The sequence below is a fragment of the Pseudomonas sp. xss_2 genome (genome assembly GCF_043104195.1).
In the GTDB taxonomy this organism is placed as follows: Bacteria; Pseudomonadota; Gammaproteobacteria; order Pseudomonadales; family Pseudomonadaceae; genus Aquipseudomonas; species Aquipseudomonas urmiensis.
Genome location: NZ_JBICKL010000032.1, coordinates 85,420 through 97,647, shown reverse-complemented (window position 1 = coordinate 97,647; position 12,228 = coordinate 85,420). Strand labels below are relative to the sequence as shown.

General features: G+C 63.1%; 11 protein-coding genes. 2 read left to right on the top strand and 9 right to left on the bottom strand.

Annotated elements, in window-relative coordinates; genetic code table 11:
- Positions 1–175 precede the first annotated feature (175 nt).
- The 4 genes from ACF8K2_RS04780 to ACF8K2_RS04765 form a co-directional block, all read right to left on the bottom strand.
- Entirely contained in the window at positions 176–1,132 is a 957-nt protein-coding gene (locus ACF8K2_RS04780; protein ID WP_392463702.1) for a FecR domain-containing protein, read from the bottom strand.
- Positions 1,129–1,647 carry an RNA polymerase sigma factor gene (locus ACF8K2_RS04775; protein WP_186552727.1) on the bottom strand — a complete coding sequence of 173 codons (519 nt, stop codon included), beginning with the start codon at positions 1,645–1,647 and terminating at the stop codon, positions 1,129–1,131. The genes ACF8K2_RS04780 and ACF8K2_RS04775 overlap by 4 nt, the downstream gene beginning before the upstream one ends.
- Before the next feature lie 98 nt (positions 1,648–1,745).
- Positions 1,746–2,456, bottom strand: a complete 711-nt coding sequence (locus tag ACF8K2_RS04770) for a PolC-type DNA polymerase III (protein ID WP_186552726.1) — start codon at positions 2,454–2,456, stop codon at positions 1,746–1,748.
- The gene (locus tag ACF8K2_RS04765) at positions 2,453–4,390 is read right to left on the bottom strand and encodes a putative nucleotidyltransferase substrate binding domain-containing protein (protein WP_392463701.1); all 1,938 of its coding nucleotides are present in this window, start codon (positions 4,388–4,390) and stop codon (positions 2,453–2,455) included. Before ACF8K2_RS04765 ends, ACF8K2_RS04770 begins: the two co-directional genes overlap by 4 nt.
- 232 nt (positions 4,391–4,622) lie before the next feature.
- Here ACF8K2_RS04765 and ACF8K2_RS04760 point away from each other — a divergent pair, with 232 nt between their 5' ends.
- Positions 4,623–5,069 carry a response regulator gene (locus ACF8K2_RS04760; protein ID WP_392463699.1) on the top strand — a complete coding sequence of 149 codons (447 nt, stop codon included), beginning with the start codon at positions 4,623–4,625 and terminating at the stop codon, positions 5,067–5,069.
- Between the two features lie 111 nt (positions 5,070–5,180).
- Here the strand turns inward: ACF8K2_RS04760 and ACF8K2_RS04755 are convergent, their stop codons facing one another.
- Complete coding sequence (locus ACF8K2_RS04755; RefSeq protein WP_392463698.1) at positions 5,181–7,358, bottom strand: malate synthase G; 2,178 nt, start codon at positions 7,356–7,358, stop codon at positions 5,181–5,183.
- A gap of 438 nt (positions 7,359–7,796) precedes the next feature.
- Here ACF8K2_RS04755 and ACF8K2_RS04750 point away from each other — a divergent pair, with 438 nt between their 5' ends.
- A complete protein-coding gene (locus ACF8K2_RS04750) occupies positions 7,797–8,315 on the top strand; it encodes a glycine cleavage system protein R (protein ID WP_392463697.1) in 519 nt (172 codons plus the stop codon).
- Between the two features lie 253 nt (positions 8,316–8,568).
- Here the strand turns inward: ACF8K2_RS04750 and rarD are convergent, their stop codons facing one another.
- The 4 genes from rarD to ACF8K2_RS04730 form a co-directional block, all read right to left on the bottom strand.
- Complete coding sequence (gene rarD / locus ACF8K2_RS04745; RefSeq protein ID WP_186552721.1) at positions 8,569–9,456, bottom strand: EamA family transporter RarD; 888 nt, start codon at positions 9,454–9,456, stop codon at positions 8,569–8,571.
- Positions 9,457–9,520: 64 nt separating this feature from the next.
- Positions 9,521–10,495, bottom strand: a complete 975-nt coding sequence (locus ACF8K2_RS04740) for a serine/threonine protein kinase (protein ID WP_186552720.1) — start codon at positions 10,493–10,495, stop codon at positions 9,521–9,523.
- A 166-nt stretch (positions 10,496–10,661) separates the two neighbouring features.
- The gene (locus ACF8K2_RS04735; RefSeq protein ID WP_392463696.1) at positions 10,662–11,426 is read right to left on the bottom strand and encodes a TOBE domain-containing protein; all 765 of its coding nucleotides are present in this window, start codon (positions 11,424–11,426) and stop codon (positions 10,662–10,664) included.
- A gap of 57 nt (positions 11,427–11,483) precedes the next feature.
- Positions 11,484–12,221 carry a phosphoribosyltransferase family protein gene (locus ACF8K2_RS04730; RefSeq protein WP_392463695.1) on the bottom strand — a complete coding sequence of 246 codons (738 nt, stop codon included), beginning with the start codon at positions 12,219–12,221 and terminating at the stop codon, positions 11,484–11,486.
- Between the last annotated feature and the right edge of the window lie 7 nt (positions 12,222–12,228).

Below are 12,228 nucleotides of genomic sequence, written 5' to 3'. Positions count from 1 at the left end.
GTCCCACTAAGCCAGTCCCACTAAGCCAGTCCCACTAAGCCAGTCCCACTAAGCCAGTCCCACTAAGCCAGTCCCACACAGCCAGCTCACGCAGTTCGTGCATGCAGCCCGCTCCCACGTAGCTCGCGCACATGTCGCCCACTACCAGGCAAATCCGTTGCGGGGCGTGCCACCGTTACTTGGCAACCACCGTCATCCACCAGGGCGTATGCCGCTCGACCTTGACCGGCAGCGCCGGCAGCAACGAGGCCAGCGCCAGGTCGATGTCGGTCAAGGGGAAGCTGCCGGTCACGCGCAGGTTGGCCACTTCATCGGCTACGCCCAAGTGCCCGCTGCGATAGCGGCCAAGCTCGGCGACCAGGTCGCCCAGGCGCACGTTGTCCACCACCAGCATGCCGCGGGTCCAGGCATCGGCCCCAGCGGCCACTGGGCTGATCTGGCCCAGGCCATTGGCATTCATCAGCACCTGCTGACCTTCGCGCAAAACGCGCTCATCGCCACTGTTCGACGGCATCGCTGCCACCTGCGACTGCAACACCTCAAGGCGCGTGCCGTGTTGTTCACGCTTGACCAAAAAGCGCGTGCCTAGGGGCCGCAGCCGACCATCGTCGGTGCGCACCAGCAGTGGCCGCAGGTCCTGATGGCCGGTTTCTACGGAAATCTCGCCCTGATGCAAGACGATCAGCCGTTCGTCGCCCTCAAAATCGATATCCACTGCGGTGTGGGTATTGAGGCTCAGCAGGGTGCCGTCTTCCAGGCGCAGGGTGCGCAGTTCGCCGGTAGCGGTGCGCTGGTCTGCCAGCCAGTAGCCGGGCGACAGTGACGGTGCGCCGATTTGCAACAGCAGCGCGCCGACCAGCAGCATCCCTGCCAAGCCGCCGCCCAGCTTGCCAACCCGTCGGCGCAGGCTGACCCGTGACTGCAGCAGGGCTTTACGCGCAGGCCCAGCCGCGGCGCTGACGCGCTGATCGAGCATGCCTAGCTGGCGCCAGGCGCGGGCGTGCTCTTCGCTGGCGGCATGCCAGCGGATGAATTCGCTGCGCTCATCGGGCGAACCGCTGCCTTCGTCCAGGCACAGCTTCCAAGCGATTGCGGCGTCCAGCACCTGGTTCGAAACCGGTGCGGCGCTCACGTCGGCTCCCCATACAGGGCGATGTAGCACTGGCGCAGGCCTTGGGCCAGGTACTGGCGTACCCGCGAGACCGAAACTCCCAGGCGCTCGGCAATCTCGGCATGGCCCATGCCATCGAGGCGGTTGTGCAGGAACGCGGCGCGAGCCTTGCTCGACAGCTTGCTGAGCAATCGGTCGATGGCCTTGAGGTCTTCAAGAATCAGGTGTTGGATTTCCGGGGAAGGGTGTTCGGCCTCGGGCATCAGCGACAGCTCGGCCAGGTAGGCCTGCTCCAACGCGGCGCGGCGAAAGTGGTCGAACAACAGGCCCTTGGCCACTGCCACCAGAAATGCACGTGGCTCACGCGGAGTGCTTAGCTGATCGCGGCCGAGCAGGCGCACGAAGGTGTCCTGGCTCAGGTCTTCGGCGCGTTGACGGCAGGCGGTGCTGCGTTGCAGCCAGGCCAGCAGCCAGCTGCGATGATCGCGATACAGCGCTCCGACCAGCTCGGCGTGTGGGCTCTGCGCAGACGACAAGAAACGTTCCCCGGAAACAATGCGTTAACTAACGATAATTATTCGCGATTGTTGCAGAGGCGGGGGGCGTGGCGCAATCGACGCTTATCGGATTGCCATTACAAACCGTGACTGTGGGCCTTGCGCCGGCGCCACTGTTGCAGGCGCAGGTTGAGCTGCAAGGGGCTGTCGAGCTGCTGACGGCGGGCCTGGCTGAGCAGGATCAGCGCGAGTTCTGCGGTGACCTGGGCATCAGCGCTGGCGTTGTGGCGCTCATCGACCTGCAAGCCGAAGCGTGCCACCCAGTCGTCCAGGCTGGCTTCGCGCAACACCGTGTCGGGGTTGAGCATTGGCGCCAGCTCAGCGACGTCGAAGAACGGATGCTGGAGGCGGTAGCCGAGGCTGTCTTTCAGCGCCCTGGCCAGCATGCGCTGGTCGAAGGGGGCGTGGAAGGCCAGCACCGGGCTGTCGCCGATGAACTCCATCAAGTCCAGCAGCGCCCCGGCCGGATCGCAGCCTGCGGCCAGGGCGTCTGGTCCCAGGCCATGGATCAGCACGCTGGGGGTGGTCTTCTGTGCAGGGCGGTGCAGGGTACGTTCGAACTGCTGGCTGAAATCGATCGCGCCATCCTCGATGGCTACAGCGCCGATCGACAACACCTGGTCGCGGTTGAGGTTCAGGCCACTGGTTTCCAGGTCGAGCACTACCCAGCGCTGTTCGCGCAGCGACAGCACACTCAGGGCGCTGGGTTTGGCCAGGTTGGCCAAACGCAGGCGCAGGTCGTCGTCCAGTGCCGGCAGGGCTGGGCGTAACCAGGCGAACAGGCTCATAGTTGATACCGCAGGGCCAGGCTGCTTTGCAGACGCTGAGCCTGGCGCAGCGACTCGCGCAGGATGCGTCGGTCCAGGTGATTGAGGCTGTCGGGGTCAACCCGGTTGGAGTAGGGCAAGTTATCTCGGCTCTGGCGCTGGTGCTGCTGCATGCGGGTCTGCTGGATGAAGTGGTAGGCCTCTTCGAACGCTGCGCCATCGAGTTCATCGATGATGCCCTTGGCCACCAGCTGGCGCAGACGCTCGAGGGTGTTGCAGGCGCCAATGCCATTGGCCAGGGCCAGCAGCCGTGCGCCGTCGACGAAGGGCGTCAGGCCCTGGACCTTGAGGTCGAGGGTGGCAGCCTTGTCGTTGCCCTGGCGCGTCAGGACGAACTCACGCAGGCGGCCCACGGGCGGGCGTTGGCGCAGGGCGTTATCGGCCATCATGCGCTGGAAGATGCGGTTGTCCTGAACCTGGGCGAGTATGCCCTGGCGCAATTGCTCGCAGGCCTGTTCATCGCCCCACACCACGCGCAGGTCGAAGTAGATGGTCGAGCCCAGCAGATTCTCCGGGCTGGCCTCCCTTACGAAGCCGGCGAAGCGGCGCGCCCACTCACTGCGCGACAGGCACAGCTCAGGGTTGCCGGCCATGATGTTGCCCTTGCACAGGCTGAAGCCACATTGCGCCAGGCACTGATTGATGTACTGGGCCAGGGGCAGCAGCTTCTGGCGGATCGCCTCGGCTTCTGCGCTGTCGGCAGCTTCGAACAGGATGCCGTTGTCCTGGTCGGTGTGCAGGGTCTGTTCGCGGCGGCCCTCGCTGCCAAAGCACAGCCAGCTGAACGCCACCCCCGGATCGCCGCGCTCGGCCAGGGCCAGTTCGATCACCCGGCATACGGTGTGGTCGTTGAGCAGGGTGATGATTTGGGTGATCTGGGTCGAGGAGGCGCCATGGGCGAGCATGCGTTCGACCAGTTGGCCGATTTCGCCGCGCAGAGATACCAGCGTTTCCAGGCGCGGCGCGTGGCGGATCGTCCGTGCCAGATGCACCAGGTCGACGCGTTGCAGGGAGAACAGGTCGCGCTCGGAGACCACCCCACACAAGCGCTGGTTGTCCACCAGGCAGACGTGGGCGATGTGCCGCTCGGTCATGGCCATGGCCGCATCGAAGGCGCTCGCCTCGGGCGCCAGGTAGAACGGCGCAGGGGTCATGTACTGCGCGATCGGCGCGCTCAGCTCAGCGCTGGCATCGGCCACCACCTGGCGCAGGTCGCGCAGGGTGAAGATGCCGATCGGAAAGCGCTGTGGGTCGATGATGACAATGCTACCGACTTGCTGGTCGTGCATCAGTCGCACGGCATCACGTAATGGCGTGTCGGCGGTGCAGACCACAGGGTGGCGCATGGCCAACTCACCCAGGGGCGTGTTCAGCGAGTATTGGGTGCCCAGGGTTTCCACCGCGCGCTGGCGCACCTGCTGGTTGACCTGATCGAGCAGGCTGCTGACCCCGCGCAGGGCGAAGTCACGAAACGCTTCGGACATCGAGAACAGGCGGATGAACGCGGCCTTGTTCAGTTGCAGGCAGAAGGTGTCTTCGCCGGCCACGTGTTCAGTGCGGGTGGCCCGCTCACCGAGCAGGGCAGCCAGTGGGAAGCACTCGCCGCTGGTAATTTCGAAAGTAGTCTCCACCCCAGGCTTGGTGACGTGCTGGCGCTCGCCGACCACCCGCCCTTGCTTGACGATGTAGAAGTGCTCGACCGGGCCATCGGCGGGCTTGATGATGCTCTCGCCGCTGGCGTGGAAGCGCAGCTGACACTGCTCCACCAGGTAGGCCAGATGGCTGTGTTCCATCTGGTTGAACGGTGGGAAGCGCTGCAGGAACTGCAGGGTGCCTTGGATATTCTGCAGAACCGCAGTTCTGCCAGCCTGGCTGTAGGCGTCCTTTTTACTCATGAACTGACCGCATCGCTATGCCGATCTATATATCTCTATCTATATATAGTGATATCGGACTTTGTTGTTCTCGGTCCCCATGGTCGGCTGGCGGCCAGGTTGTGCCCATTGGACGTAAGTCTATGAGGGCATTGGGCCGTTGATACGTGTCAAGAATCCGACGAAAGGCAGGCTGCATGGCGGCGGTTTTGCGGTCCTATCCGGGGCATGAGATTTTTTTGACGAGATGACCATGGCTGAGCATGACGAGATCCTGAGTGACGCCGAGAAAGAGGCGTTGGCCATGGTGACTGCACCCCCGGCTGAAGCGCAGTTGGTGCTGGTAGTGGATGACGACCCGCTGAACAGTGAGGCGTTGGCGCTTTACTTGAAAACCAAGGGGATCGAATGCGTTATCGCTGATGGCGCGCAGGCGGCGATAGAGGGACTCAAGAAAGAGCCACGTATCGGCCTGATGATTACTGATCTGCGCATGGAGCCCAAGGGGGGGCTGGAGTTGATCCAGGAGATTCGTGGTTGGGCGGATCGGGCAGCGCTGTCGATCATCGTCGTGTCCGGCGACACCGATGTGAACGAGGCCGTGAAAGCTATGCACCTTTCGGTGGTGGATGTTCTGCTCAAGCCGGTGGATTTGGGGCGCTTGCTGAAGCTTGTGCGCAAGGAGTTGCGGATCGAGTGATGGGGGTGTTTGTTTTGACGCTATCGCGGGGCAAGCCTGCTCCCACGCTGGCCGATATAGGCTGGCCTACATCGGTAGCGTGGGAGCGGGCTTACCCCGCGATTTTACGGCTTACAGCCCGTTACGCGCCTTGAACTCGCGGCGACGACGGTGCAGTACCGGCTCGGTGTAGCCGTTCGGCTGCTGGGCGCCTTCGACCACCAACTCCACCGCCGCCTGGAAGGCGACGTTGTCGTCGAAGTTCGGCGCCATTGGGCGGTACTGGGCATCGCTGGCGTTCTGCTTGTCGACCACCGCCGCCATGCGCTTGAGGCTTTCTACCACCTGCTCCTGGCTGACAATGCCATGGCGCAGCCAGTTGGCCAGCAACTGGGCAGAAATACGCAGGGTGGCGCGGTCTTCCATCAGGCCGACGTTGTTGATGTCCGGCACCTTCGAGCAGCCCACGCCGTGGTCGATCCAGCGCACAACGTAGCCGAGGATGCCCTGGGCGTTGTTGTCCAGCTCGTTGCGGATCTCTTCGGCAGACCAGTTGGTATCAGCCGCCAGCGGGATGGTCAGGATGTCGTCCACCGAAGCCGGGGTGCGCTTGGCCAGCTCTGCCTGACGCGCTTGCACGTCGACTTTGTGGTAGTGCAGCGCGTGCAGCACGGCGGCGGTCGGCGACGGTACCCAGGCGGTGTTGGCGCCGGCCAGTGGGTGGGCGATCTTCTGTTCGAGCATTGCCGCCATCAGGTCGGGCATGGCCCACATGCCTTTGCCGATCTGCGCCCGGCCTTGCAGGCCAGTGGCAAGGCCGACGTCGACGTTGTTGTTCTCGTAGGCGCCGATCCACTTCTCGTTCTTCATGGCGCCTTTGCGCACAACGGCGCCGGCTTCCATCGAGGTGTGGATTTCATCGCCGGTGCGGTCGAGGAAGCCGGTGTTGATGAACACCACGCGCTCGGCGGCAGCCTTGATGCAGGACTTGAGGTTGACCGTGGTGCGGCGTTCCTCGTCCATGATGCCGACCTTCATGGTATTGCGCGGCATGTTCAGCACGTCTTCGACGCGGCTGAAGATTTCTGCGGCGAACGCCACTTCTTCAGGGCCGTGCATTTTCGGCTTGACGATGTACAGGCTGCCGGTGCGGCTGTTCTTGCGGCTGGTGTTGCCGTTGAGGTTGTGCAGGGCGATCAGGCCGGTGAACAGGCCATCCTGGATACCTTCCGGGATTTCGTTGCCTTGGGCATCGAGGATCGCCGGGTTGGTCATCAGGTGACCAACGTTACGCACGAACAGCAACGAACGACCGTGCAGGGTTACGCTGCCGCCGTTAGGCGCGGCGTATTCGCGGTCTGGGTTCATGGTGCGAGTGAAGGTCTTGCCGCCCTTGCTCACGCTTTCGGCCAGATCGCCCTTCATCAGGCCCAGCCAGTTGCGGTAGACCACGACTTTGTCGTCGGCATCGACCGCGGCGACCGAGTCTTCACAGTCCATGATGGTGGTCAGCGCCGACTCCATCAGGATGTCTTTGACGCCAGCGGCGTCGGTGCTGCCGACTGGGGTGCTGGCATCGACCTGGATTTCGAAGTGCAGGCCGTTGTGCTTGAGCAGCACGGCGGTCGGCGCCTTGGCGTCGCCCTGGAAGCCGATCAGTTGCGCGTCGTCACGCAGGCCGCTGTTGCTGCCGCCCTTGAGCGCGACCACAAGCTTGCCGGCTTCGATGCGGTAGGCGGTGGAGTCGACGTGGGAGCCAGCGGCCAGTGGCGCGGCTTCGTCGAGGAAGGCGCGGGCGAAGGCAATGACCTTGTCGCCGCGGACTTTGTTGTAGCCCTGGCCTTTCTCGGCGCCGCCTTCTTCACTGATGGCGTCGGTGCCATACAGCGCGTCATACAGCGAGCCCCAGCGGGCGTTGGCGGCGTTCAGGGCGAAGCGGGCGTTCATCACCGGCACCACCAGCTGCGGGCCGGCCATGCGGGCGATTTCTTCGTCCACGTTCTGCGTGGTGGCCTGGAAATCGTCCGCTTGTGGCAGCAGGTAACCGATTTCCTGGAGGAATGCTTTGTAGGCTGCGGCGTCGTGGGCCTGGCCTTGGCGCGCCTGGTGCCAGGCGTCGATCTTGGCTTGCAACTCGTCGCGCTTGGCGAGCAGGTTTTTGTTCTTTGGAGCGAGGTCGTTGATGATCTTCTCTGCACCGGCCCAGAACTGCTCGGCGACGATGCCGGTCCCCGGAATGGCTTCGTTGTTGACGAAGTCGTACAGGACCTTGGCGACCTGAAGGCCACCGACTTGAACGTGTTCAGTCATTGCTTGCCTCACTCTGCTCAGCTATTTCGCTCATCGTATTAAGCCTGTAGCGCTTCTCTAAACACGCACCAGTACATGCCCGAGGGCGGCTGGGTGCGGCCTGCCAGACCAGCCGGCGGGCAATTTGCGTATTTTCACAGGCGCCATGGCAGACATCCAAACGACGTTTTGTAGTCCGCGTCGGGGCATACTACATGAAGCAGCAGGCGAGTGAACATCAGACCAAAAGCGTCGCTGCGCGACCAATTGGTCGCATAGGGTCACGCTGGGAGCCTGTATGTTCGCAAATTATCGGTAGATTGTTCCAGATAAATCTTGAAACAGTACACGATTGGTCATGCGTATTGCCCTGCGGCAGGTTGCCGCGCCTTGCCTATACTGATTCGATCCCCAGGTTTCACGCCGCGCGCGGCGTGGCATTCAGCAGAGGAACGCGCAGTGGACCACCTCGTATTGACAGTGATCGCCCCCGACAAGGCTGGGCAGGTCGAGCGCATCGCCCAGTGCATCGCCGAACATAATGGCAACTGGTTGGAGAGTCGCATGTCGCGCATGGCAGGGCAATTCGCCGGCATTCTGCGCGTGGCGGTGCCGGCAGAATCCTACGACGAGTTGGTCGAGTCGCTGCAAGCGCTGGGCAAGTACGACATTCGCGTGCTGATTGCCGAGAGCGGCATCGAGCCATCGTGCACCTGGAAGCCGATTGCCATGGAGTTGGTGGGTAATGATCGGCCTGGGATCGTGCGTGACATTACCCGATTGCTGGCCGAGCTTGGGGTGAACCTGGAGCGTTTCACCACTGAAGTGCGACCAGCGCCGATGAGTAGCGAGCCGTTGTTTCATGCCGATGCGTTGCTGGCGTTGCCATTGACCTTGTCCCTGGATGATTTGCAGGGTCGCTTGGAGGCGCTGGCGGATGACTTGATGGTGGAGCTTGAGCTGCGGCCTGAGGATTAGTGCTCATTGGGGTCGCTGCTAAGCGGCCTCGGCGATCAGAGGTTATCCCTGATTTAAGGGGACGGCCCTGTGGATAACCTGGGGGTTCACCCCGCCAGCCCACGAGCGTCGCAGCCTCCAGCCATCTGCACAAAAAACATCCAGAAATCAGACGCTTGTGCACAAACCACGGGGACGAGAGTGTGGATAACCTCTGGAGATGTCTCTGTAGGCCACGCCAAACCTGGCCTACAGAGATTCGATCAATAATTGATCAGCTGCGTTTGCGCAGCGACAGCCAGGCATCAACGCTGTACAGCGCCAACCCTGCCCAAATAAATACGAACGCCAGCAAGCTGCTCGACGACAAATGCTCATCGAACAGCAGTACTGCCTGTAGTAACACCAGGGTCGGCGCCAGATACTGCAGGAAGCCCAAGGTGGTGTACGGCAGATGGCGGGCTGCAGCGTTGAAGCACACCAGCGGCACCAGCGTCACCGGGCCTGCGGCAATCAACCAGAGCGCTTGGCTGGTGCTGAAGAAGTCGCCTTGCACACTGCTCGCAGCCGGGTGCAGGAGCAGCCAGCCAATCGCCAACGGCACCAGCATCCAGGTTTCCACCACCAGGCCAGGCAGCGCCGCTACCGGCGCCTGCTTGCGGATCAGGCCATAGAAACCGAACGACAGCGCCAGAACCAGCGACACCCACGGCAGGCTACCGACCTGCCATACCTGCTGCGCCACCCCCACCGCAGCCAGCCCAACCGCCAGCCATTGCAGGCGGCGCAGGCGCTCGCCCAGGAGCAGCATGCCGAGCAATACGTTGACCAGCGGGTTGATGTAATAACCCAGGCTGGCTTCGAGCATGCGGCCGTTGTTCACCGACCAGACGTAGGTCAGCCAGTTACCGGCGATCAACGCGCCGCTGAGCGCCAGGATCGCCAGCCGGCGGGGGTTGTCGCGCAGCTCGCGCCACCAGCCTGGATGTTTCCACACCAGTAGCAACAGCGAGCCGAACAGCGCCGACCAGAGCACGCGGTGGACGATGATCTCGACCGCCGGCACGCTCTGGATAGCTTTGAAGTACAGGGGGAACAGCCCCCAGATGATGTAGGCGGTGAGGCCCAGGATGTACCCGCGGCGCGGGTTGGCGGCGTGCATGCAGAATCCTTGCTTAGGTAGCTAAATAAAGCGACGCCTATTGTAGACAGACCCTCGCAGGGTTCTAGAACAATTTCAGTGGTTGTTCATCCAGGGCGGCGATCTGCTCACGCAAGGCCAGAATCTGATCGCCCCAATAACGCGGCTGGCCAAACCAAGGGAAGCTGCGTGGGAACGCCGGGTCGTCCCAGCGCCGTGCCAGCCACGCACTGTGGTGTAGTTGGCGCAGGGCGCGCAGCGGTTCGATCAGCGGCAGTTCGCGGGGGTCGAAGTCGTGGAATTCGTTGTAGCCGTCGATCAGCTCGGCCAACTGCCCCAGGCGCTCCTCGCGGCTGCCGGCGAGCATCATCCACAGATCTTGCACGGCGGGGCCCATGCGGCAGTCGTCCAGATCGACTACATGGTAGGCCTCGTCGCGGTGCATCAGGTTGCCTGGGTGGCAGTCTCCATGCAGGCGGATCAGCTGATGGGGAGTACGCGCGTAGATCGCTTCGACGCGCTTGAGCAGGTCGCGGGCGACCGATTCGAAGGCGGGCAGCAGTTCCTTGGGGACGAAGTTGCCTTCGAGCAGGGTGTTCAGCGAGGCATGGCCGAAGTTGTCCACAGCCAGGGTTTCGCGGTGCTCGAAGGGCCGGGTGGCGCCAACCTTGTGCAAGCGGCCGAGCAACTGCCCGAGGCGATAGAGTTGGTCGAGATTGCCCGGCTCCGGGGCATGGCCGCCACGCCGCGGGAACAGTGCAAAGCGAAAACCACCGTGCTCGAACAGGCTACGGCCATCGTGCTCGATGGGGGCGACCACAGGCACTTCGCAATCGGCCAGTTCCGCGGTGAAGCTGTGCTCCTCATGAATCTGCGCATCGCTCCAGCGCCCTGGGCGGTAGAACTTGGCGATCAGCGGCTGCTGGTCTTCGATACCCACCTGATAGACACGGTTCTCGTAGCTGTTGAGCGCCAGTACCCGCGCGTCGCTGAGAAAACCGAGGCTCTCTACGGCATCCAGGACCAGGTCGGGGGTGAGGGTGTCGAAAGGGTGGGACATTGGAGCTCCAGAGGGGCGGCGTCGTGGCGACCATGGTATCGCATTCACCTGCGACACATGGGTAATCAGCGCCGGCCCCATCGCGGGGCAAACCCGCTCCCACGCTGCTGTGTAGAGTGTAGGAGCGGGCTTGCCCCGCGAACCGGGCGCGCAGCGCCCGGCCAGGCTACACCGGCACTCCGAGCAAAACGAAGGAGGGATGAAACTGCACCTGCAGCTCACTGCCCGGCCCAACCTTGCGCTGCTGCAGCCAATCAGCCTCAGCAAACGCACACAGCGTCTGCCCATTGCCCAATGCCAAGCGCACTTCACTGCTGCCGCCCTCGTCGACCAGCACTTCCTCAATCCTGGCGCGCAGGCAATTACTCCCTGGCTCCGGCGGTTCTTCATCGCCAAGCAGCTGCACCCAACCGGCCTTGAGCAACGCCACCACCATGCTGCCCAAGGCCAATTCCAGGCGCTCAGTGCTGTCGCGGGTAATCAATGCCTCGATCTCCAGCCCGCCGCCCAAGGCCAGGCTGACGCGATCGTGCCGGCCTTCTCGGCGTAACCCGCTGACTTCGCCTTGCAACTGATTGCGCGCACTGGTGCGCAGCATCAGCCGGCCAAGCAAGTCGAGGTCGCTGGTTTGTTCGGCCGCTTCCAGGATTTGCGACTGCAAGCCTTGCAGGCGTTGGTACAAGCGCAGCACCCGCTCGCCTTCCTCGGACAACCGAGCGCCGCCACCGCCGCGTCCGCCCGTGCTGCGTTCGACCAGTGGCCGACTGGCGAGGTTATTGAGCTCGTCGATGGCATCCCAGGCCGCCTTGTAGCTGATCCCAGCGGCCTTGGCCGCGCGAGTGATCGAGCCCTGTTCGGCGACATGCTGCAACAGCGCGATACGTTGCGGCCGACGGGCGATGTGTTGGGTGAGCACGGTGGGTAAAGACATGGGGGCTGCCAGAGGTACACAAAGTTGCTGCGACGTTGCCGCCCACGCCTTGCCGAGTCAAGCCTGGCCAGGTTTGGGAGTACGCGCCAAGCAGTAGATATCCACCTGCCGCGCTCCGGCCTGGCGCAATAGCTGGGCCAGCGCTTGGGCGGTGGCGCCGGTGGTCAACACATCATCGATCACCGCCAGGTGTTGGCCTTCGACGTCTGCCTTTGCTGCCAGGCAGAACGCCTGGCGCAGATTGCGCCGGCGCACGCGCGCGCTGAGTAGCTGTTGCGCTGGAGTATCCCGCGTTCGTTGCAGGAGTCGTTCATCGCAAGGGATACCCAACTGCTTCGACAGCCAGCGCGCCAACATCCCCGCCTGATTGAACCCCCGCTGGCGCAGTCGACGTGCGGCAAGTGGTACGGGCAACAATTGGTCAGGCTTCGCCAACCCTTCGGCGTAGCGATGCTGTAGCTCATGCCCCAGCAGTTGCGCCATTAGTCGCCCCAGTGGCCATTGGCTGCGGTGCTTGAATCGGCTGATCAGCGTGTCGATCGGAAAGCCGAAGTGCCAAGGCGCCACGACTTGGCTAAAGGCGGGCGCGCGCCGGCTGCACTGGGCGCAGGTCAAGTCCGCCATCGCTAGCGGCAAGGCGCAGCGCAGACACTGTTCCTCCAACCAAGGCAGCTCGCGCTCGCAGCTGGTGCACAGCGGATAGGCTTGATGCGCCGGTTCATCGCACAGCAAACAGCTATGATCAATATTTGTACACTTGTAAACCAGCTGCCTCATGAGTGGTTGACAGTCCATAGGCCTT

What these genes read in the sequence shown, in the direction of transcription:
- rarD (WP_186552721.1), bottom strand. Translation starts at nt 9,456, where the DNA reads ATGCACGCCGCCAACCCGCGCCGCGGGTACATCCTGGGCCTCACCGCC.
- ACF8K2_RS04770 (WP_186552726.1), bottom strand. Translation starts at nt 2,456, where the DNA reads ATGAGCCTGTTCGCCTGGTTACGCCCAGCCCTGCCGGCACTGGACGAC.
- ACF8K2_RS04740 (WP_186552720.1), bottom strand. Translation starts at nt 10,495, where the DNA reads ATGTCCCACCCTTTCGACACCCTCACCCCCGACCTGGTCCTGGATGCC.
- ACF8K2_RS04760 (WP_392463699.1), top strand. Translation starts at nt 4,623, where the DNA reads ATGGCTGAGCATGACGAGATCCTGAGTGACGCCGAGAAAGAGGCGTTG.
- ACF8K2_RS04755 (WP_392463698.1), bottom strand. Translation starts at nt 7,358, where the DNA reads ATGACTGAACACGTTCAAGTCGGTGGCCTTCAGGTCGCCAAGGTCCTG.
- ACF8K2_RS04765 (WP_392463701.1), bottom strand. Translation starts at nt 4,390, where the DNA reads ATGAGTAAAAAGGACGCCTACAGCCAGGCTGGCAGAACTGCGGTTCTG.
- ACF8K2_RS04735 (WP_392463696.1), bottom strand. Translation starts at nt 11,426, where the DNA reads ATGTCTTTACCCACCGTGCTCACCCAACACATCGCCCGTCGGCCGCAA.
- ACF8K2_RS04730 (WP_392463695.1), bottom strand. Translation starts at nt 12,221, where the DNA reads ATGGACTGTCAACCACTCATGAGGCAGCTGGTTTACAAGTGTACAAAT.